Genomic DNA, 20,294 nt, shown 5'->3' with positions numbered 1-20,294 from the left:
ATTTCCCCGGAGGGGTGGGTCTTCCCCGGAGGGATGGGTGAGGTGGATCGCATCGTAGGCGACGGGGCCGCTCGGACCGGGGAGGAGGGGGACGGCGCCGGGATCGGCGCGGTCGGCTCCCGCCGGATCAGCAGCCGCGGCCGGAGCAGCCCACCCGAGGAGACCACGAGCAGCCCGGTCGCGTCGTACCCGGCGTGCGGGTGGATCTGCTCGGCGGACGGGTTCGGAGGGGCTGGGGGACCGGGGTGCGGGTGGGGGGCCTTCCGCTTCGCGCGGTTGCCGCGCCCCTTTGGGGGCACGGGAACCGCGCGACGGGGAGCGGGCCGGTGGGCGGGGCGCTCAGTGGCTGGTGATGTCGGCGAGGGTGCGGAAGAGGAGGGCGGTGGAGGTGGCGCCCGGGTCCTGGTGGCCGATGCTGCGTTCGCCGAGGTAGGAGGCGCGGCCCTTGCGGGCCTGGAGGGGGACGGTGTCGCGGGCGCCCTGGTCGGCGGCGTCGGCGGCGGCCGTGGCGGCTTCGGGGAGGGTGGCGCCGGCGGCGGCCGCGGTGCGGAAGGCGGCGACGGCCGGGGTCCAGGCGTCCACGATGGTCTTGTCCCCGGGCTCGGCCTTGCCGAGGGCGCGGATGGCGTCCAGACCGGCCGCCAGGGCCTCGGCGAGGACGGCCGGGTCGGCCGGCTCGGGCAGGGCGGCGCCGATGGCGCGGAAGGCCTTGCCGTAGAGCGGGCCGGAGGCGCCGCCGACCTTGGAGATGAGGGTGGCGCCGGTCTTGCTGAGGACGGCGCCGGGGCCGGTCGGCTGGAGGCCGTCCAGGGCGGTCAGGGCGGCGGCGAAGCCGCGCTGGAGGTTGCTGCCGTGGTCGCCGTCGCCGATCGCGGAGTCCAGTTCGGTGAGCCGGGCCTGCTCCTCCTCGACGGCCGCGGCGATCGCGCGGATCCAGGCCTCGGCCAGTGGGGAATCGAACAGCGGGGTGTCGAAGTCCATCGGGTCTCCTCCGGACGGCTCAGGCCCGCTTGAGGGCGGGGGTGTCGACCGGGGCGTCCCAGAGGTCCACCAGCTGGGCGTCGGCCTTGGTGAGGGTGAGGGAGAACCCCGCCATGTCGAGGCTGGTGACGTAGTTGCCGACCAGGCTGCGGGCGACCGTGATGCCGCGTTCGGCGAGCCGGGCGGCGACCTCGCCGTAGACCACGTACAGCTCCAGCAGTGGGGTCGCGCCGAGTCCGTTGAGCAGGGCGATCACCTCGTCGCCCGGGGTCAGGTGGTGGTCGGTGAGGATGGTCTCGACCACCTCGGCGGCCAGGTCGCGGGCCGGGCGGAGCTTCTCGCGGCGGCGGCCGGGCTCGCCGTGGATGCCGACGCCGACCTCGATCTCGTCCTCGGGCAGGTCGAAGCCGGGCTTGCCGGCGGCCGGGACGGTGGCCGCGGTGAGCGCGACGGCGAAGGAGCGGGAGGCGGCGTTGACCCGCTCGCCCAGGGTGGCCACCTCGTCCAGGCCGGCGCCGCGTTCGGCCAGCGCGCCGGCCGTCTTCTCGACCAGGACGGTCGCGCCGGTGCCCCGGCGGCCGGCCGTCCAGGTGGAGTCCTCGACCGCGACGTCGTCGTTGACCAGGACGGTGCGGACCTCCAGGCCCTCCTCGGCGGCGAGTTCGGCGGCGAGTTCGAAGTTCATCACGTCACCGGTGTAGTTCTTCACGACGAAGACCACCCCGGCGCCGTTCTCCACCGCCTTGGCGGCGGCCAGCATCTGGTCCGGGACGGGGGAGGTGAACACCTCGCCGGGGCAGGCGGCGTCCAGCATGCCGGGGCCGACGAAGCCGCCGTGCAGCGGCTCGTGGCCGGAACCGCCGCCGGAGATCAGCGCGACCTTGGGGCCGGCCGGGCGGGTGGCCCGGGTGATCACCCGGTTGGGGATGTCCACCGTCAGCTCGGGGTGGGCGGCGGCGACTCCGGCCAGGGCGTCCTCCAGGACGCTCTCCGGGGTGTTGATCAGCTTCTTCAACGCTCTTCGCTCCCTTGGTGAGGACGCAACAGCCTGTCGCCGACGCTACGCCAGACGGGGGGTGTGGGCACGGGGTGCGACACGCGGGATCCGGGTCACCCTCCCGGAGCAGCGGACCGGGGCCGTAGGGTCGCCGGCATGAGTGAGCGAAGCGAAGGAAACGACAAGAGGTGCGCGTTTCGCGAAGCGACCGGCGAGCGGAGCGAGGCGGGCGCATGAGCGAACACGTGGGCATCGTTCTGGTTTCGCACAGCGCTCGGCTCGCGGAGGGGCTGCGCGAGCTGCTCGGCGAACTCGCCTCGGACGGCGTGCGGGTGGTGGTCGCGGCCGGGACGGAGGACGGCGGTCTCGGCACCAGTTACGAGCTGATCGCCGGGGCGATCGCGGAGGCGGACGGCGGGGCGGGCGTGGTCGTGCTGCCGGACCTCGGCAGCTCGGTGCTCACCGCCGTGACCGTGCTGGAGGACGAGCCGAGGCCGGGCGTGCGGCTGGTGGACGCGCCGTTCGTGGAGGGCGCGGTGGCGGCCGCCGTCACCGCCTCGACCGGGGCGCGGCTGGCCGAGGTGGTCGCGGCGGCCGAGGACGCGCGCACCTTCCGCAAGCTCCGGTAGCCGCCGCTACTTGGCGTCCGCGTAGCAGTCCACCACGGCAGTGCTGAGCGGGAAGCGCACCGGGGTGTCGGCGAAGACCAGCCGCCGGGCCTCGTCGGCCGCCTCGGCGACGGCGGCGGCCACCGCCTCGGCCAGGTTGGCCGGGGTGTGCACGATCACCTCGTCGTGCTGGAAGAACACCAGGTGGGGGCGGTCCGCCGGGACGGGCACCGGGAGCTCGTTCAGCCGTCGGCGCAGCGCCGCCAGCAGGGCGAGCGCCCAGTCGGCGGCGCTGGCCTGGATGACGAAGTTGCGGGTGAACCGGCCGCGGGCGCGGGCGGTGCGGCCGCCGGTCTCGCCGGAGGTGTCGGCCTCGGTGAGGTCGAGGAAGGCGGCGGAGGCGGGCGGGCAGACCCGGCCGAGCCGGGAGGTGACCACGCCGCCGTCCTCGCCGGTGCGGGCGGCGGCCTCGACGTAGCCCATCGCGGCGGGGTAGCGGCGGCGCAGGGTGTTCAGCAGCGGGCCGATGTCGCCGCTGGTCTGCCCGTACATGGCGCCGAGCAGGCCGAGCTTGGCCTTGTCGCGGTCGCCCTGGAAGGCACTGGCGGCGAGCGCCTCGTAGAGGTCGCCGCCGGCGGCGGTGCGGGCCAGTCCGGCGTCCTGGGAGAGCGCCGCGAGCACCCGCGGCTCGAGTTGGGCGGCGTCGGCGACCACCAGCAGCCAGCCCGGGTCGGCGACCACGGCGCGGCGCAGGATACGCGGGATCTGCAGGGCGCCGCCGCCGCGGCTGGCCCAGCGGCCGGAGACCACGCCGCCGACCACGTACTCGGGCCGGAAGCGGCCGCCGCGGGCCCAGGCGTCCTGCCAGGCCCAGCCGTGGGCGACGTGGATCCGGGACAGCTCCTTGTAGCGGACCAGCAGTCGGGCGGCCGGGTGGTCGATGCCCTTGAGCTCCCAGGAGCGGGTGGAGCCGAGCTGGATGCCGGCCTCGGCGAAGGCGCGCAGCACCTGGGTGTGCGAGTCGGGGTTGAACGGCTTGGCGCCGAGGGCCTGGTGGAGTTCGACGGCGAGGTCGGCGAGCACCCGGGGCTGGGTGCCGGGGACGGTGGGGCGGGGGCCGAGCAGGTCGGTGAGCAGTTCGTCGTGGACGTCGGAGCGCCAGGGCAGGCCGTCGTGGGCCATCTCGGCGGCCACCAGGGCGCCGGCCGACTCGGCGGCGACCAGCAGCCGGAAGCGCTGCCGGGCGGCCGGGTCGCCGATGGCGGCGATCCGCCGCTGCTGTTCGGCGTGCACGGCGACGACGGCGTCCAACGGGTCGGCGCCGGGCGGCAGTTGCAGCCGGTCGGGGGCGAACAGGGTGTCCTGTCCGTCGTCCGCGTCGGCCAGGCCCGGTTCGGGCAGGTCGTCCGGGACGGGCAGGCCGCGCAGCCGGGACCAGGCGGCGCCGAGCGAGCGCGGCGCGCCGAAGCGGCCCTCGTGGCCCAGCAGCAGGGCCTCGACCAGCCGCAGGTCGTGGCAGCGGGCGAGCCGGTCGGGCAGCCGGGGCAGCAGTGGGGCGTACCCGGAGTCGGCGGCGGCCCAGACCCAGCGGGGCCCCGGAGCATCATCACGGCTCGAGGCCTCCCGGGCGGCGACCGCGGCGGCGAGGTCACGGACGGTCTCCGGCGGTCCGAGCGGGCTGCCGGTGTCGTCCAGCGGCTGGAGGCGGCCGCCGGGGCCGTGCGGGTCGGGCACGAGGGCGGTTCTGGGGGCCACGGCGGGCGTCTCCTCTCCGGTGAGTGAGCGGTCGGGCGTACGGGTGGGGCGCGGGTGTGCGGCCCGCGGGTCTGCGCCGTCGACGTTAACGGGTGGGTCTGACAACGATGACCAGGGGTGCCTGGGCACGCCGGGTGACACCGCGTAGGGTCGGCGGAATGACCGAGAACCCGTTCTTCGCGGCCAGCCCCCTGGTCTACGAACTGCCTCCCTACGCCGAGATCCGGGAGGAGCACTACCTGCCCGCCTACGAGCGCGGGATGGCCGAGCAGCTGGCCGAGATCGCGGCGATCACCGACACCGAGGCCCGGCCGACCTTCGAGAACACCCTGGTGGCCCTGGAGCGCTCCGGTGAGCTGCTGCGCCGGGTGGACGCGGTGTTCCGCAACCAGTCCTCCTCCGACACCACCGACCTGCTGGACGAGGTGGAGGCGAAGGTCAGCCCGCTGCTCGCGGCCCACCACGACGCGATCCACCTGGACCAGAAGCTGTTCGCCCGGATCGAGGCGCTGCACGAGGACCGGGCCGCCCTGGGGCTGGATCCGGAGTCGCTGCGGCTGCTGGAGCGCCGGTACACCGCGTTCGTCCGTTCCGGTGCCCGGCTGGGCGAGGCCGAGCAGGCCCGGCTGCGCGAGCTGAACGCCGAACTCGCCGCGCTGGGCACAACGTTCCAGCAGAACGTGAACGCCGCCACCCGCTCCGCCGCGCTGGTCGTGGACACCGCAGAGGAGCTGGCCGGGCTGTCCGAGGACGCGATCGCCGCCGCGGCGGAGAACGCCCGGGTGCTCGGCCACGAGGGCAGGTACGTGCTCAGCCTGAAGAGCCCCTCCAACCAGCCCGAACTGGCCCTGCTCGCCGACCGCTCGGTACGCGAGCGGCTGCTGGCCGCCTCGCTCGCCCGCGGTGGCGGGTCCAACGGTCCGCTGGCGATCCGGATGGCCGGGTTGCGGGCCGAGCGGGCCGCACTGCTGGGCTACCCGAGCCACGCCGCGTACGTGGTGGCGGACGAGACGGCCGGCACCGTGGAGGCGGTGTCCGGACTGCTGGCCCGGCTGGTGGAGCCGGCCGTGGCGAACGCCCGCCGGGAGGCCGCCGAGCTGGCCGGGGTGGCGGCCGCGGACGGCATCGGGGAGATCGCCGCGCACGACTGGGCGTACTACTCGGAGAAGGTCCGGCAGGCCTCCTACCAGGTGGACGCGGCGGCGCTGCGCCCGTACTTCGAGCTGGAGCGGGTGCTGAAGGACGGCGTGTTCTTCGCCGCGGGGCTCGCGTACGGGCTGAGCTTCACCGAGCGGCCGGAGCTGACGGCGCACCACCCGGACGCCCGGGTCTTCGAGGTGTTCGAGGAGGACGGCACCCCGCTGGGCCTGTTCATCGGCGACTTCCACGCCCGGGCGTCCAAGCGCGGCGGGGCCTGGATGGACGAGCTGGTGGGCCAGTCCGGGCTGACCGGGCGGCGGGCGGTGGTGCTGAACAACCTCAACGTCCCGCGCCCGGCGCCGGGCGAGCCGGCGCTGCTGAGCTGGGACGAGGTGCGCACCCTGTTCCACGAGTTCGGGCACGCGCTGCACGGGCTGTTCTCGGACGTGCGGTACCCGCTGTTCGCCGGCACCGCGGTGCCGCGGGACTTCGTGGAGTTCCCCTCGCAGGTCAACGAGATGTGGATGGTCCGGCCGGAGGTGCTGGCCAACTACGCCCGCCACCACGAGACCGGGGAGCCGCTGCCGGCCGAGCTGGTCGAGCGGATGATCGCGGCCGAGGGCTTCGGGGAGGGCTTCCGGACGGTGGAGTACCTGGCGGCGACGCTGCTGGACTGGGCCTGGCACACCCTGCCGCAGGGCCACCGGGTCGCGGACGCCGGGGAGTTCGAGGCGCGGGCGCTGGCGGAGGCCGGGATCGCCGTCCCGGCGATCCCGCCGCGCTACCGCACGCCGTACTTCCAGCACGTTTTCTCCAGCGGCTACAGCGCCGCGTACTACGCGTACATCTGGTCGGAGGTACTGGACGCGGACACCGTGCGGTGGTTCGAGACCAACGGGCGCTCGGTGCGGGACAGCGGCGAGCTGTTCCGGCGGGAGCTGCTGGCGCGCGGGTTCAGCCGGGACCCGCTGGAGTCCTTCCGCGCGGTGGTCGGGCGGGCGCCGGAGACCGGGCCGCTGCTGGAGCGCCGGGGGCTGGCCTGATCACCCGGCGGTGAGGGTGACCGTCACCGGGGTGCCCGGGCGGGTGTGCGGGAGCCGGATCCGTACGGTTCCCGCACACCCGCCCGCGGGCTGTTCGACCTCGACCCGGGCGTCGGCGGGGGAGACGGTGACCCGGGCGCCGTGCGGGAACCCGGCGGGCGGCAGGACGAGTTCGCCGGTGCGCCCGCTGCCGTCGGCCGTCCACCGCACGGTCGTGCCGACGGTGCGGACGCCGGTGCCGGCGACGGCCACCGGGTACGGGCCGAAGGCGGGTTCGTCGCCCGGGGCGGGGTGCCCGGCCGGGTCGAGCGCGCAGTAGCCGCCGGTGCCGCGGCACCAGTACCACATGGTCCAGCCGTCGGCGAAGCCGTCCATCGCGGCGACCTGCCGGCGGACCAGCTGGGTGTTGCCCGGGGTGCGGGAGTTCGGCGGCCCCCACTCGCCGACCAGGACGGGCAGCCGGTTGGCGGTGGGGTAGGCGGTGATCGCGGCGGTGTACCGCTGGACGAAGCCGTCGGCGGGGTTCCAGTCGGCGCCGTTCTCCACCGCGGTGTCGTAGAAGTGCGGGGCGTAGCCGAGCCGGGGCGCGCCGGGGCGGGGGTCGGTGAAGCCGGGCAGCTGCGTCGGTACGCCCTGGCCGACCAGGACCGTCGGTTCGACGAACAGCCAGGCGCGGGAGTCGACTCGGCGCACGGCGGCGATCAGGCGGCGGTACATGCCGGCGAGCCGGCCCTGTTCCAGGGCGGCGGAGGCGGCGGTGAGCACGGCCGGGTCGGTCGGGTCGCCGTCCACCGGGCCGAACGGCTCGTTGAACAGGTCGTAGCCCAACAGGGAGCGGTGGCCGCGTAGTTCGCGGGCGAGCCGGGTGTAGAAGTCGGCCTGCCAGGCGCGCAGGTCGGGGTCGTCGTAGAGGTGGCGGAAGGCGGCCTGGACGGCGGGCTGGAAGTAGCCGGCGAACCAGTCGTTCGGGTCGGGGGTGAAGGGCAGTCCGTCGTCGCGGGTGGCCCAGACCGGGATGCCGTTGGTGCCGCCCCCGAACTCCGGCCCGTAGACGTCCTGGTGGAAGTCGACCAGGACGAGCAGGCCCAGCTGGTCGGCGCGGTCGAGGAGTTGCCGGATCCGGTGCAGCTCGACGGGGTCGAGGCGGCCGCGTTCGGGCTCCAGCCTGGTCCAGGAGACCGGCAGCCGGACCAGGGTGAAGCCCTGGGCGGCGACGGAGTCCAGGTCGGCGGGGGTGGCCTCGGCGTACTTGTCGAGGTTGAAGCCGCGCAGCTGCAGCCGGCGGCCCTGGGCGTCGGTGAGGGCGGTGCGGCCGTCCGGGTCGGTGACCGTCCCGGTGGGGAAGTGGGCGGCCCGGTGCCCGCCGTGGGCCGGGGTAGAGGCCGGGGCCGAGTCCGTGGCCGCGGCCGTGGCCGGGGCCGGGGTGGCGGTCAGGGCGGCGGTGGCGGCGAGTAGCAGGGCAACGGCGGTGCGGCGCAGGCGCATCGGGGACCTCGCACGGCGGGGGTTGGGGGCCCCGATGATGCCCGGGCCGCCGGGGGCGGCACAAGGGTCGTGCGCGCAAGGGTCATGCGTCCAAGGGTCGTGCCCCAAGGGTCGTGCGCCCGAGGGGAGTTCGGCCTGCGGGGAGTTCAGTCCGCCTCGGAGCCCGGCGGCTCGGCCGGGGCGGCGGGCAGGACGGCGGTCGGCAGGTCCGCGGCGGCGGCCAGGCGCCCCCAGAGCAGGTCGGCCAGGGCCTGAACCATGCGGGTGCGCGAGCAGGGTTTGGTCTCCAGCCACCAGTCCCCGGCGGCCAGCACCATGCCGGTGATGCCCCGGCCCCAGGCCTCGGCGAGCAGGTCGCGGTCGGCGCCGAGGTCGACCTGGTTCTGCACGGCCCGGGTGATCTCCTCGGCGATCTGCCGCAGGGCGGGGGCGAGGGCGTTGCCGGCGCCGCTCGGGTCACCCGGCTCGGGGTGGGTGAGCAGTCGGTAGACCTGGGGGCGGGCCTCGATCCCGGCGAGGTAGGTGTCCAGGACGTGTTCGACCCGGTCGCGGCGTTCCAGCGGTTCGGCCAGGGCGGCCCGGACGGCGGCCAGCAGGCCGCCGGTGTGGCGTTCGGTCAGGGCTCTGATCAGGCCGTTCCGGTCGCCGAAGTGCCGGTAGAGGATCGGCTTGGTGATGCCGGCCTCGGCGGCGATGGCGTTCATGCTGGCGCTCGGCCCCTCGCGCTGGATGACCCGGTCGGCGGCGTTGAGCAGCTGCTCGCGGCGGGGCTCTCGGGACATGCGCTGCTCCTCGGATTCTGGGTGGGCTGGGCGTTGACATCGGTTACCAATCAGTAGCAGACTCCGATGATGTTACCCGGGGTAACACCCCGGTGGGTCGCGTCCGCGCGGTCGTGTCCCCGGTCGAACCCGTCGTGGCCCTGAGTCGCGTCCCTGCGTCGTAACCCTTCTGCGGAGGCTCCACCATGAGCAGCACGTTCTCGCTGGACCCGGGCGCGGACCAGCTCGCCGTACGCGACTGGCTGCACGGCTTCGCCGCGGATGTGATCCGCCCCGCCGCGGCCGAGTGGGACGAGCGCGAGGAGACCCCCTGGCCGATCATCCAGGAGGCCGCCAAGTTGGGCATCTACTCGCTGGACTTCTACGCCCAGCAGTACTTCGACCCCTCCGGCGTCGGCATCCCGATCGCGATGGAGGAGCTGTTCTGGGGCGACGCGGGCATCGGACTGTCCATCGTCGGCACCACCCTGGCCGCCGTCGCGGTGCTCGCCAACGGCACCGACGAGCAGATCGGCACCTGGACGCCGCAGATGTTCGGCACCCCGGACGACGTCAAGGTGGCCGCCTTCTGCTCCTCGGAGCCGGACGCCGGCTCCGACGTGGGCGCGCTGCGCACCCGGGCCGTCTACGACGAGGCCAAGGACGAGTGGGTGCTGAACGGCACCAAGACCTGGGCCACCAACGGCGGGATCGCCGCCGTGCACGTGGTGGTCGCCAGCGTCGACCCGGAGCTGGGCACCCGCGGGCACGCCTCCTTCGTCGTCCCGCCGGGCACCCCGGGGCTGAGCCAGGGCCAGAAGTTCAAGAAGCACGGCATCCGCGCCTCGCACACCGCCGAGGTGGTGCTCGACGGCGTCCGGGTGCCCGGCAGCTGCCTGCTCGGCGGCAAGGAGAAGCTGGACGAGCGGCTGGCCCGGGCCCGCGAGGGCGTCAAGCGCTCCGGCGGCAAGGGCAACGCGGCGATGGCCACCTTCGAGGCCTCCCGCCCGGCCGTCGGAGCGCAGGCGATCGGCATCGCCCGGGCCGCGTACGAGGTGGCGCTGGACTACGCGAAGACCCGGGAGCAGTTCGGCCGTCCGATCATCGACAACCAGGGCGTGGCCTTCCAGCTCGCCGACATGAAGACCCGGATCGACGCGGCCCGGCTGCTGGTGTGGCGGGCGTCCTGGATGGCGGCCGGCAACCAGCCGTTCACCGCCGCCGAGGGCTCGATGTCCAAGCTGTACGCGGGCGAGACGGCCAAGTTCGTCACCGCGCAGGCGATGCAGATCCTCGGCGGCAACGGCTTCACCCGGGAGTACCCGGTGGAGCGGATGCACCGGGACAGCGCGATCTACTCGATCTTCGAGGGGACCAGCGAGATCCAGCGGCTGGTCATCGCCCGGGCGATCTCCGGGATGCCGATCCGGTAGTCGGCTACCGGGCCGCCCAGAAGGTGAGCCCGGCGGTGAGGGCGCCGACCACCGCGCCGACGACCGTCTGCGCGGTGGTGTGGTCCCGCAGCACCACCCGGGACCAGCCGATCACCGCGACCAGCGGGTAGAGCAGCAGCCACAGCGGGCCGAGCGCGATGCCGAGGCAGGCCACCGCGCCACTGGCGACGGCGGTGTGCACCGAGACCTTCCACCAGACGGTGATCACCAGGATCGGGACCAGCGAGGCGAACATCGCTGCCACCATCGCGGTGAGGTCGCGCGGGGCGTGGGCCCAGATCATCACCGCGAAGCTGACGGCGACCGAGCCCATGATGAACGGGATGACGGTCAGCCGCCGCTGGCGGTGGCCGACGTGCCGGTCCTCCAGGGTGCCCTTGCGGATGCCCCGTTGGATGAACAGGGTCGGGACGACGGCCGCGAACAGCGCCGCGAAGGCGGCCCAGCCGAGGCCGGACCAGCCGTAGCGCAGGCCGCCGATCAGCAGGCAGACCGCGATGATCACGTTCTTCGGCTCGACGCCGTCGGTGACCCGGCGGGCCCAGATCGTCCGGCTGGTGGGGGCGGTCGTGGCCTCGGTGGTCATCGGGGTGGGTGCTCCGGGGTCGGGACGGGTGGTCGGCGGTCGCCGGCGGCGGCAGCGGTCGGCGCTGGTCGGCGCTGGTCGGCGGCGACGGGCGGTGGCGCGGGCGCCGGTCGGATGATCGTACGTGAGCTGCCGGTGCCGCGTCCGAGCGTGCCCGAACGGCGCTCGCGGGAGGCCGCGGCAGCTCAGAACCGCGGCGGGCGGCCGGCCAGGAAGGCGGCCAGTCCCTCGTGCACGTCCGAGGCCTCCCGCGAGCGCCGTTCCCACGGCTCCAGCGCCTCGGCCGCGCGCTCCGCCGGGACGGCCAGCGCGGCCTTGACCGCCCCGATGGTCTGGGTCGAGCGGCTGGCCAGCAGCCGGGCGAACTCCAGTGCGGCGGCGTCCAGTTCGGCGTCCGGCAGGACCCGCTCCGCGAGGCCCAGCGGCAGCGCGTCCCGGCCGCGCACCAACTCGCCGGAGAACAGCAGGTACTTGGCCCGGGCCGGCCCGACCAGCCGGGCCAGCCGCAGGGTCGGCACCGCCGGGTAGACCACGCCGAGCTTGGCCGGGGTGATCCCCAGCCGGGCGTCCTCCGCGACGAAGCGCAGGTCACAGGCGACGGCCAACTGGCAGCCGCCGCCCACGCAGGCGCCGTGCACCACGGCGAGGGTCGGGTGCGGGAAGGCCGCGAGTGCCTCCTCGGCGGCCACGTTGACCGCGTGGTAGGCGTCCGCGCGCTGCGGATCGCCGTACACCTCGGCGAGTTCGGTGATGTCCGCGCCCGCGCTGAAGGTGTTCCCGGCGCCGGTGAGCAGCAGCGCGCGCACGCCCTCCTGCTCGGCCAGCTGCGCCAGGACCTTGGGCAGCGCCTGCCAGATCGCCAGGGTCACCGCGTTGCGGCGGTGCGGGCGGGCGAACTCCAGGACCGCGACGCCGTCCTCGCCGACGTAGGCGTTCAGGCCCTCGGCCTGGACGGGCAGGGCGGAGCGGTCCCGCGTGAGCAGCGGCTGGTCCATGCGCACCTCCGGTGGTCGTGGTGCGCCCACTCTCTCAGGCCGGTGCGGCGCAGTAGTCCCCGAGGCGGTGCTCGACCGCGGCGAAGGCGCGGCGGGCCTCGTCCAGGGCGGCGGGCAGGGCGGCGGCGCGTTCGCCGGCCAGCATCCGGCGGTGGTTGCCGCCGACCAGGGTCAGCCGGACGGCGAGCAGCTGGGCTGCGGCGACCCGGGCGGTCCGCTCGTCGTGGGCCGGGTCCTGGGCGCGCAGTTCCTCGGCCAGCAGGGCCTGGGCGCGCTGGTCGAAGGCGGCGGCGGCGCGCAGGCCCAGCGCCGGGGGGTCGGGCCGGGGCGGAGCGGCCGGTGCCGGCGGCCTGAGCGGGGGTTCGGCGGAGCGGGGCGGTGGACTCCCCCGCAGTCCACCGGGCCCCGCCCATGTGCCGGACGTCCGGGTGATCAGGCCCGGGTGGCGGCCCACTCGGGGGCCAGGATCGCCCAGACCTCCTTGTCGTGGCGGACCCCGTTGTGCAGGAACCACTCGCGCAGCACGCCGTCCCGCCGCATGCCGACCCGCTCGGCCACGGCCCGGCTGCGGGCGTTGGCGGCCGAGCACCACCACTCGGCGCGGTGCAGGCCCCGGGTGGTGAAGGCGTAGTCGAGCAGCAGCCGGACGGCGGCGGTGATCAGCCCGCCGCCCTCGCCGGCCGGCTCGGTCCAGGCACCGATCTCGCAGTTGCCGCTCTTGGCGTCGAACTGCACGAACATCACGCCGCCGACCAGCGTGCCGTCCCGCCAGATGCCGTAGATCCGGCCGGAGTCGGTGGCCTGGCGGTCGGCGTAGCGCTGCAGGGTGGCCCGGGCCGAGTCCAGGTCGGTGGAGAAGGTGGCCCACGGGATCCACGGGTCGGTGTGGGCCCGGGCGCGGTCGATGTGGGCGAGGAACTCGGGGGCCTGCCAGGGCTCCAGGGGGCGCAGTTCGGCGTTCTCGGCGAGGGGGACGGAAAACACGGGCGGGCCTTTCGCGGGTGGTGCGGCGGGGCTGTCGAGATCATTCATAACAAACGTTTGGTATGTACGATAGCCCCCATGACGCCAGCTCGTGGAGACCATGACGCCCGCCGCTCGGAAGTCTCCGAGGGGGTGTGGCGGGTGCTCTCCACCCGGGGCTTCGAGGGGCTGACGCTGCGTGCGGTGGCGGCCGAACTGGGCGCCTCCACCGGCCTGTTGACCCACTACTTCCCGAACAAGCGGGCGCTGCTGAGCCACGCGCTGGAGGAGCTCGACCGGCGCTCCGCCGCCCGGCCCCGGCGGATGCTCCCCGCCGACGGCACCCCGCCGCCGCCCCCCGGGCTGGCCCGGCTGCGGGCCGCGCTGCTCGACGTGCTGCCGCTGGACGAGGCGACCGAGGCCGGCAACCGGATCTGGGTCAGCTCCTGGGACGTCGCCCTGGCGGACCCGGAACTGGCGGCCGCGCACGCGGGGCGCTACGCCCGCTCGCGGGTGGCCCTCACGGCGCACGTCGCGGACGCCCAGCGGCTCGGCGAGCTCCCGGCCGGAGCCGATCCCGCCGGGCTCGCGGCGGGCGCTCAGGCCTTCGTGCTGGGGCTGGTGGTGCAGTCGCTGTTCGCCCCGTCGGAGTTCCCGGCCGAGCGGCAGGTCGCCCTGCTCGACGCCTATCTGGCGGGGCTGGCCGTTTAAGGGCCGGTCCTTGGTGCCCGGTCCGGCGGGCCGGGCCTGGCGCGCGGCTGTCCGGCTTTTGCCGGATTCGCCGGTCGGGCGCCCGGGTGCGGGACTGTTTCGTTCAGGGGGTGGGGGATTCGCCCGGAATTCCGGTTCTCCCGGCCGGCCCGCCTTTAGCGGCAGACATGACACGCATTGTCACGGGTTATGCGCAGCGAGTGCTGGATTACCCGGAGGTCCGGTACGACCACGGAAAGTGCTCACGGGTGGGATGGCCTGCGGAATTGCAGGGTGGCGCCCCCAGCAGGATTCGAACCTGCGACCTACCGCTTAGAAGGCGGGTGCTCTATCCGCTGAGCTATGGGGGCGGGACGGACGGCGCCCTGGCGGGCGTGACCGCGGCCGGGTTCGGGCGACGAGCGCTGGGGGCGCGCGTTGTCCGGCCCGTGCCTGAGGGGTGGGGGTGGGGGTTGGTGGGCCCTCGCCCTGTCGGGGACAGGATAAGGGTGTCCAGTTCCTCGGCCGGGTGTGACGACACCGTCGTTGGTGTGTCGGTTCGGTGGAGCGGTCCGATAATCGCAGGTGAAGACCGTGCGTGCAGCGGTCTGGGACAGTTCCGGGCCGGACGTTGTCTAGTCGTTACGGGGCTGCCTCCTCACCCGTTATGGATTCGACACGGAGAATGCCCCGCCACCGCCGTGGGTGGGGGGTCCTATTCGGCTTGCTCCGGTCGGATGACGTGCGCGGACGGTTCCCGGCGGGTCTTCGGTCGCGCTCCGGCCGGGGACGCGATCTGCCGGTTTGTTGTCATGGCCGCGAAGAAGTGGCGGCTCGGCGGTGCACGGAGGCCGAAATTCACCCCTGTGAGTGACGGCTCTTTTTCACCCTGCCGATCGGCCCAGGAGTTGTCCACAGGATTTGGGAACCCGGTGGCCGGGATTTCCTCCAAGGCGCACTCTCAACTCGCACCGCTCGATTCCGTACGGTGCATCGGCGAGAACGGAGAGTGTGCTGTGAACGACATGCACGTGACGGTGCTGGGCAATGTCGCGACGGAGGTGCGCTACGGGGAAACCTCCGGCGGGGTGCCGATGGCGAACTTCCAACTCGGCTGCACCGAGCGGCGGTACGACCGGGAGCACGCCTGCTGGGTGGACGGCGAGACGCAGTGGCTGAGGGTGACGGCCTGGCGGGCGCTCGCGGTGAACCTGATCGGCTCGCTGGCCAAGGGCGATCCGGTGCTGGTGACCGGCCGGCTGCGGGTGCACGAGTGGACGGAGGGGGAGGTGAAGCGCAGCCGGGCCGAGATCAACGCCCGGTCGGTCGGACACGATCTCACCCGTGGCACCTCGGCGTTCCGTTGGGCGACGGGGGTGCGCGAGCAGCCGTCGAGTGCGGCCGGGGGTGCCGCGGCGCAGGCGGCGAGCGAGCCGGTGCCCGGGTGGATCGTCAACGCGCTGGAGTCGCGGCGGGCTTCGGCGGTGGCCGCGGCGCCCCGTCTGTTCGAGCCGCCGGGTGCGGGGCCGGTGACGGAGCGGCAGGAGAGCGTGTCCGAGGGGGAGAGGGGAGGTGAAGACCGGGCGATGCCGAGCTGACCGGTCGATGACCTTCTCTGTCGACAAATATGTTGATCGAGAAGGGTGTTGCGCCCGCATGCGCAATCTCGACCGGATAACGGAAAGTCATGAGCGATTCTGGCAGAGTGTCAGCTTGTGTGGATCCTGAGGGGGTTGATAACGATCCAGATACGGAATCGTCCTGATTTCGCATGGGGGTTTCGAGTCCTCTGGGGCTCAATAGGATTCGTCTGGTTCATACCCGCAGCAGTGCCACAGGGGGCACGCGCGGCACGGCAAGTCGGCGGGCTGCCCACTCGGTTCGGTCCGCTTCGGAGGGATCCCAGATGTTCAAGAGGCAGGGGCGGGGTCTGTCCCGCATAGCCACTGTCATGCTCACGACCAGCGTTGCGCTGGGCGGAGGCCTGTTCGCGGCCGGTGCGGCGGCCGCGGCGGATACCCCCGCCTCGGGCGTGACCTCGGCAGTGATTCAGGACACGATCTTCGGCGAGAAGGTCGACGTCGACGGCAACACCTACGACGCGGGTCTGTTCACGCTGAAGACCGCCGACGGTGAGCTGAAGACCTACTGCATCGACTTCGGCTTCCCGGTCGACATCCACGCCAAGGACCCGATCAAGTACCAGGAGGCGGACTGGTCGGCGAGCTCCCTCGGCAGCCCGAAGCGCGCGGAGCCCGCCTCCAAGATCCGCTGGATCCTGGAGAACTCCTACCCGAAGGTCTCGGAGAGCTCGCTCGCCACTGCCCTCAACATCCCCGGCCTCACCGCCGAGGACGCTGCCGCCGGCACCCAGGCCGCGATCTGGAAGTTCTCGGACGGCAAGGACGCCTCTCCGCACAGCGAGGCGGCCACGAAGCTGCGCGACTACCTGATCAGCGGCGCCAACAAGGGCATCGCCGCCGAGCCCAAGCCGTCGCTGAGCCTCACCCCGGACTCCGTCTCCGGCAAGTCCGGCAGCAAGCTGGGCCCGATCGTCCTCAACTCCAGCGCCAACGAGGTGAAGCTGGCCGTCACGGGTGACGCCGCCGACAAGGCCAAGCTGGTGGACAAGGACGGCAAGCCGGTCGGCGCCACCCTGACCGGCCCGATCGCCAAGGACACCCAGCTGTTCGTGGACGTTCCGGCCGGCACCCCGGACGGCTCGCTCGCCCTCAAGGCCGACGTCTCCACCGTGGTGCCCAGCGGCCGCGTGTTCCTCAGCAAGGGCTACACCGCCGACAACCACAGCCAGACCATGATCCTGGCCGGCTCCGGCAAGGTCAGCGTCTCCGCCGCCGCCAAGGCCACCTGGAAGCAGGGCAAGGGCGCGCTGATCGACAGCACCGCCAAGATCGAGTGCGCCAACAACGGTGTGCGGGTCTCCGTCACCAACGGTGGTGACGAGGCCGGTACCGTCACGGTCAACAAGCAGCAGCTGACCGTCCAGCCCGGCAAGACCGAGAGCGTGCTCGTCCCGGTCGCCGAGAAGACCGGTTACAAGATCACCGTCACCGGCCCGAACGGCTACAGCCGCGACTTCCAGGGCGTCCTGGACTGCAAGACCGGCACCGGCAACCCGAGCTCCGCCCCGACCGCCCCGACCGGCACCGGCACCGCCACCCCGTCGGGCACTCCGAGCACCGGCGCCGCCCACCCGGCTCCGTCCACGACCAGCGCCGCCCCGGGTACCGGTGGCCTGGCCCAGACCGGTGCCGACAGCAACACCCCGCTGCTGGCCGGCATCGCGGGTGCCCTGGTCATCGCCGGTGGCGCTGCGGTCTTCTTCCTGCGTCGCCGTGGCCGCCACGGTGGCAACGCCGCCTGAACCGGTAGCACGGACTAGCCGGCAGTACCGCCTGGTCCTGCTCGGTCACGGCCCGGCTCCCCGCACTCGCTGCGGGGAGCCGGGCCGTCGGCATTCGGGCCCGACCCGTTCCGTCACGCTCCGGTGGGGGTTCCCGGGCGGTTCGGGGCTTCCGGCCGGGTGCGGCACAATGGAAGGCTGCAAGCCGAATTACTCCCGACGACGCCGGAGCGATCTCACGTGGCGGAATACATCTACACGATGCGCAAGGTGCGCAAGGCTCACGGAGACAAGGTCATCCTTGACGACGTGACGCTCAGCTTCCTCCCCGGAGCGAAGATCGGCGTCGTGGGCCCCAACGGTGCCGGTAAGTCGACCGTGCTGAAGATGATGGCCGGCCTGGAGCAGCCCTCCAACGGCGACGCCTTCCTCTCGCCCGGCTTCACCGTCGGCATGCTCCTCCAGGAGCCGCCGCTGGACGAGTCCAAGACGGTCCTGGAGAACGTCCAGGACGGCGTCAAGGAGATCAAGGGGAAGCTCGACCGCTTCAACGAGATCGCCGAGCTGATGGCGACCGACTACTCGGACGCCCTGCTCGAGGAGATGGGCAAGCTCCAGGAGGAGCTGGACCACGCCGAGGCCTGGGACCTGGACGCCCAGCTGGAGCAGGCCATGGACGCCCTGGGCTGCCCGCCCGGCGACTGGGCGGTCACCAAGCTCTCCGGTGGCGAGAAGCGCCGCGTCGCGCTCTGCAAGCTGCTGCTGGAGGCCCCCGACCTGCTGCTGCTCGACGAGCCCACCAACCACCTGGACGCCGAGTCGGTGAACTGGCTGGAGCAGCACCTGGAGAAGTACAAGGGCACCGTCGTGGCCGTCACCCACGACCGGTACTTCCTGGACAACGTGGCCGAGTGGATCCTGGAGCTCGACCGCGGGCGCGCCTACCCGTACGAGGGCAACTACTCCACCTACCTGGAGACCAAGCAGTCCCGTCTCAAGGTCGAGGGCCAGAAGGACGCCAAGCGCGCCAAGCGGCTCAAGGAAGAGCTCGAGTGGGTCCGCTCCAACGCCAAGGGCCGCCAGGCGAAGTCTAAGGCCCGCCTCGCCCGTTACGAGGAGATGGCAGCCGAGGCCGACAAGATGCGGAAGCTGGACTTCGAGGAGATCCAGATCCCGCCGGGCCCGCGCCTGGGCAACGTCGTCATCGAGGTGGAGAACCTCAACAAGGCCTTCGGCGAGAAGGTCCTGATCGACGACCTGAGCTTCACCCTGCCGCGCAACGGCATCGTCGGCATCATCGGCCCGAACGGCGCCGGCAAGACCACCCTGTTCAAGATGCTCCAGGACCTGGAGACCCCGGACAGCGGCACGGTCAAGGTCGGCGAGACCGTCAAGATCAGCTACGTCGACCAGACCCGCTCCAACATCGACCCGAAGAAGACCCTCTGGGAGGTCGTCTCCGACGGTCTGGACTGGATCAACGTCGGCCAGGTCGAGATGCCGTCCCGCGCCTACGTGTCCGCCTTCGGCTTCAAGGGCCCGGACCAGCAGAAGCCGGCCGGCGTGCTCTCCGGCGGTGAGCGCAACCGCCTGAACCTGGCGCTCACCCTCAAGCAGGGCGGCAACCTGCTGCTCCTCGACGAGCCCACCAACGACCTCGACGTCGAGACGCTCTCCTCGCTGGAGAACGCCCTGCTGGAGTTCCCCGGCTGCGCCGTGGTCATCTCCCACGACCGCTGGTTCCTGGACCGAGTGGCGACCCACATCCTCGCCTACGAGGGTGAGAGCAAGTGGTTCTGGTTCGAGGGCAACTTCGAGTCGTACGAGAAGAACAAGATCGAGCGACTGGGCGCCGACGCCGCCCGTCCGCACCGGGCCACCTACAAGAAGCTGACCCGAGGCTGACATCCAGCTGTCACGACGGCCCGGCAGACCGCCCTCCGGGGCGGCCTGCCGGGCCTCGGCCCGTCGCCGGCACACGTCGGCGGGCGACCGGACACCGAGGAGAACACCCGTGGCTCGCCACATCTACGCCTGCCCGCTGCGCTGGTCCGACATGGACGCCTTCGGGCACGTCAACAACGCGGTCTTCCTGCGCTACCTGGAGGAGGCCCGGATCGACTTCATGTTCACCCAGGCCACCGAGGCCGGAGCAGGGGAGTTCGCGGGCGGCTCGGTGGTGGCCCGCCACGAGATCGACTACAGGCGCCCGCTGGTGCACCGGCCCGAGCCGGTCACCATCGAGACCCGGGTGACGCACATCGGCGGCGCCTCGCTGACCGTCTCCTACGACATCAAGGACGTCCACCCGGACGGCTCCGAGACGGTGTACGTCCAGGCCTCCACCGTGGTCGTGCCCTACGACCTGGCCGAGGGCCGGCCGCGCCGGATCTCGCCGGTGGAGCGGAAGTTCCTCTCCCGGTTCATGGACGAGGCCCCGGCCGTCGCGGCAGTCTGAAAGTCCCAGGACCCCCAACCGATTCGAGCTGAGCCGCGTTGACCATCACCGCCCGCCTCGCCCTGACCGACACCGGTGAGGCCGCCGACCTCTCCGCCTTCCTGCTGCGCCTGCTGCGCTTCGACAAGGCGGCGGCCGTGCGGCTGCAGGCGGTCGGCCCGGCCGGGGAGGACGGCGTGCTGGCGGTCTTCGGACGGCTGCCGTTGGGCGGCTCGGGCGCGCTGGCGATCCGCACCGCCCGGCTGAGCGGCCTGGACGAGCCGGTCGACCTGACCGTCTCGGCGGGCCAGCTGCTGGACGGCGTGGACGCCGAGGCGGGCGCCGTCGCACTGCCCGGGCCGGTGACCGGCCCGGCCTGGGCCGGGTTGCTGCCGCCGCGGGCCGGCTGGCGGCCGGTCGGGGCCCCGCCGGCGGCCGAAGTGTACCCGGAACTGATGGCCGGCGTACGGGAGTTCCGTGAGCGCAGCGAGGCCGTCCCGGCGCACCACCGCACCCGTGCGGTGCTGGACCAGCTGGCGGACGAGATCTGGTCCCGGCCGGTCGGCGTGCTGCCGGAGCTGCCGCTGCGCGCGGTGCACGCCGCGTACGTGATCGGCTTCCTGAAGCCCGGCGCCCCGCTCTCGGTGCACCGGGCGGGGGGCTGGCTGCGGCTGAGCGCCCCGGCCGGCTCGGTGGTGGTGCGGACCGCGGCCGCGCCGGGCGCGGGCCTGGGACTCAGCCCCCTGCGCTAGGTGTACTGACCACGGAGGTTGGTGACAGGGCTCACGGCGTGGTGATCTTGAAATGAGTGAGGGCCTTCTGGCTCGGTGTGGATTGCGACATCTGCACCTCAGCCAGAAAGGCCCTCATGCCACACCGTAACGCACCGCTGACCGAGACCGGACGCCTGCGCCTGGCCCGCTGCGTGGTCGACGACGGCTGGCCGTTGCGGCGGGCCGCCGAGCGCTTCCAGGTCTCACCCACCACGGCCAAGCGCTGGGCGGACCGCTACCGGGCGCTGGGCGAGGCCGGTAT

The 20,294-nt window shown here is 73.1% G+C and carries 19 protein-coding genes and 1 tRNA gene; 10 read left to right on the top strand and 10 right to left on the bottom strand.

Features of this window, described 5'->3' with window-relative positions:
• Positions 1-339: 339 nt before the first annotated feature.
• Positions 340-981, bottom strand: coding sequence for a dihydroxyacetone kinase subunit DhaL (gene dhaL / locus ACWCYO_RS33710; protein WP_270143526.1), 642 nt, complete (start codon positions 979-981; stop codon positions 340-342).
• Positions 982-1,000: 19 nt separating this feature from the next.
• Entirely contained in the window at positions 1,001-1,996 is a 996-nt protein-coding gene (gene dhaK, locus ACWCYO_RS33705) for a dihydroxyacetone kinase subunit DhaK (protein ID WP_270143524.1), read from the bottom strand.
• A gap of 215 nt (positions 1,997-2,211) precedes the next feature.
• On the opposite strand from dhaK, the gene dhaM reads away from it, so the two are divergent.
• Positions 2,212-2,607: a dihydroxyacetone kinase phosphoryl donor subunit DhaM gene (dhaM, locus tag ACWCYO_RS33700; protein ID WP_270143522.1), complete on the top strand. Its 396-nt coding sequence runs from the start codon at positions 2,212-2,214 to the stop codon at positions 2,605-2,607.
• A 6-nt stretch (positions 2,608-2,613) separates the two neighbouring features.
• On the opposite strand, the gene ACWCYO_RS33695 is transcribed toward dhaM, so the two are convergent.
• Positions 2,614-4,341, bottom strand: coding sequence for a bifunctional 3'-5' exonuclease/DNA polymerase (locus tag ACWCYO_RS33695; protein WP_270143520.1), 1,728 nt, complete (start codon positions 4,339-4,341; stop codon positions 2,614-2,616).
• A gap of 158 nt (positions 4,342-4,499) precedes the next feature.
• Between ACWCYO_RS33695 and ACWCYO_RS33690 the strand changes: the two genes are divergently transcribed.
• Complete coding sequence (locus ACWCYO_RS33690) at positions 4,500-6,524, top strand: M3 family metallopeptidase (RefSeq protein ID WP_270143518.1); 2,025 nt, start codon at positions 4,500-4,502, stop codon at positions 6,522-6,524.
• On the opposite strand, the gene ACWCYO_RS33685 is transcribed toward ACWCYO_RS33690, so the two are convergent.
• Both ACWCYO_RS33685 and ACWCYO_RS33680 read right to left on the bottom strand, forming a co-directional pair.
• Positions 6,525-8,009, bottom strand: coding sequence for a cellulase family glycosylhydrolase (locus ACWCYO_RS33685; RefSeq protein WP_449786331.1), 1,485 nt, complete (start codon positions 8,007-8,009; stop codon positions 6,525-6,527).
• 146 nt (positions 8,010-8,155) lie between these two features.
• Positions 8,156-8,791 (bottom strand): TetR family transcriptional regulator, encoded by a 636-nt coding sequence (locus ACWCYO_RS33680; protein ID WP_270143514.1) that lies wholly within the window; start codon positions 8,789-8,791, stop codon positions 8,156-8,158.
• Positions 8,792-8,976: 185 nt separating this feature from the next.
• Here ACWCYO_RS33680 and ACWCYO_RS33675 point away from each other — a divergent pair, with 185 nt between their 5' ends.
• Positions 8,977-10,203, top strand: a complete 1,227-nt coding sequence (locus tag ACWCYO_RS33675; RefSeq protein ID WP_270143512.1) for an acyl-CoA dehydrogenase family protein — start codon at positions 8,977-8,979, stop codon at positions 10,201-10,203.
• A 4-nt stretch (positions 10,204-10,207) separates the two neighbouring features.
• On the opposite strand, the gene ACWCYO_RS33670 is transcribed toward ACWCYO_RS33675, so the two are convergent.
• The 4 genes from ACWCYO_RS33670 to ACWCYO_RS33655 form a co-directional block, all read right to left on the bottom strand.
• Positions 10,208-10,810, bottom strand: a complete 603-nt coding sequence (locus tag ACWCYO_RS33670) for a phosphatase PAP2 family protein (protein WP_270143510.1) — start codon at positions 10,808-10,810, stop codon at positions 10,208-10,210.
• 185 nt (positions 10,811-10,995) lie between these two features.
• Positions 10,996-11,805, bottom strand: coding sequence for an enoyl-CoA hydratase/isomerase family protein (locus ACWCYO_RS33665; RefSeq protein WP_270143508.1), 810 nt, complete (start codon positions 11,803-11,805; stop codon positions 10,996-10,998).
• A gap of 34 nt (positions 11,806-11,839) precedes the next feature.
• Positions 11,840-12,259 (bottom strand): hypothetical protein, encoded by a 420-nt coding sequence (locus tag ACWCYO_RS33660; RefSeq protein ID WP_270143506.1) that lies wholly within the window; start codon positions 12,257-12,259, stop codon positions 11,840-11,842.
• Positions 12,238-12,789 (bottom strand): GNAT family N-acetyltransferase, encoded by a 552-nt coding sequence (locus ACWCYO_RS33655; RefSeq protein WP_270143504.1) that lies wholly within the window; start codon positions 12,787-12,789, stop codon positions 12,238-12,240. The genes ACWCYO_RS33660 and ACWCYO_RS33655 overlap by 22 nt, the downstream gene beginning before the upstream one ends.
• 78 nt (positions 12,790-12,867) lie before the next feature.
• Here ACWCYO_RS33655 and ACWCYO_RS33650 point away from each other — a divergent pair, with 78 nt between their 5' ends.
• Positions 12,868-13,479, top strand: coding sequence for a TetR/AcrR family transcriptional regulator (locus tag ACWCYO_RS33650; RefSeq protein ID WP_270143502.1), 612 nt, complete (start codon positions 12,868-12,870; stop codon positions 13,477-13,479).
• A gap of 274 nt (positions 13,480-13,753) precedes the next feature.
• On the opposite strand, the gene ACWCYO_RS33645 is transcribed toward ACWCYO_RS33650, so the two are convergent.
• A tRNA-Arg gene (locus tag ACWCYO_RS33645) sits at positions 13,754-13,829 on the bottom strand.
• A 654-nt stretch (positions 13,830-14,483) separates the two neighbouring features.
• Here ACWCYO_RS33645 and ACWCYO_RS33640 point away from each other — a divergent pair.
• From ACWCYO_RS33640 to ACWCYO_RS33615, 6 genes are all read left to right on the top strand, one after another.
• Positions 14,484-15,056: a single-stranded DNA-binding protein gene (locus ACWCYO_RS33640; protein ID WP_270150952.1), complete on the top strand. Its 573-nt coding sequence runs from the start codon at positions 14,484-14,486 to the stop codon at positions 15,054-15,056.
• 353 nt (positions 15,057-15,409) lie between these two features.
• Complete coding sequence (locus ACWCYO_RS33635; RefSeq protein ID WP_270143500.1) at positions 15,410-16,843, top strand: Cys-Gln thioester bond-forming surface protein; 1,434 nt, start codon at positions 15,410-15,412, stop codon at positions 16,841-16,843.
• A 219-nt stretch (positions 16,844-17,062) separates the two neighbouring features.
• Positions 17,063-18,727, top strand: coding sequence for an energy-dependent translational throttle protein EttA (gene ettA, locus ACWCYO_RS33630; RefSeq protein WP_270143498.1), 1,665 nt, complete (start codon positions 17,063-17,065; stop codon positions 18,725-18,727).
• 109 nt (positions 18,728-18,836) lie between these two features.
• A complete protein-coding gene (locus ACWCYO_RS33625) occupies positions 18,837-19,280 on the top strand; it encodes an acyl-CoA thioesterase (RefSeq protein WP_270143496.1) in 444 nt (147 codons plus the stop codon).
• Between the two features lie 38 nt (positions 19,281-19,318).
• The gene (locus tag ACWCYO_RS33620) at positions 19,319-20,011 is read left to right on the top strand and encodes a hypothetical protein (protein ID WP_270143495.1); all 693 of its coding nucleotides are present in this window, start codon (positions 19,319-19,321) and stop codon (positions 20,009-20,011) included.
• Positions 20,012-20,127: 116 nt separating this feature from the next.
• Positions 20,128-20,294: helix-turn-helix domain-containing protein (locus ACWCYO_RS33615; protein WP_449786334.1), on the top strand; the 167-nt coding region annotated here is incomplete at its 3' end.

The sequence above is a fragment of the Kitasatospora sp. NPDC001683 genome, assembly GCF_053596495.1.
This window is presented reverse-complemented; position numbering and strand designations above follow the sequence as displayed.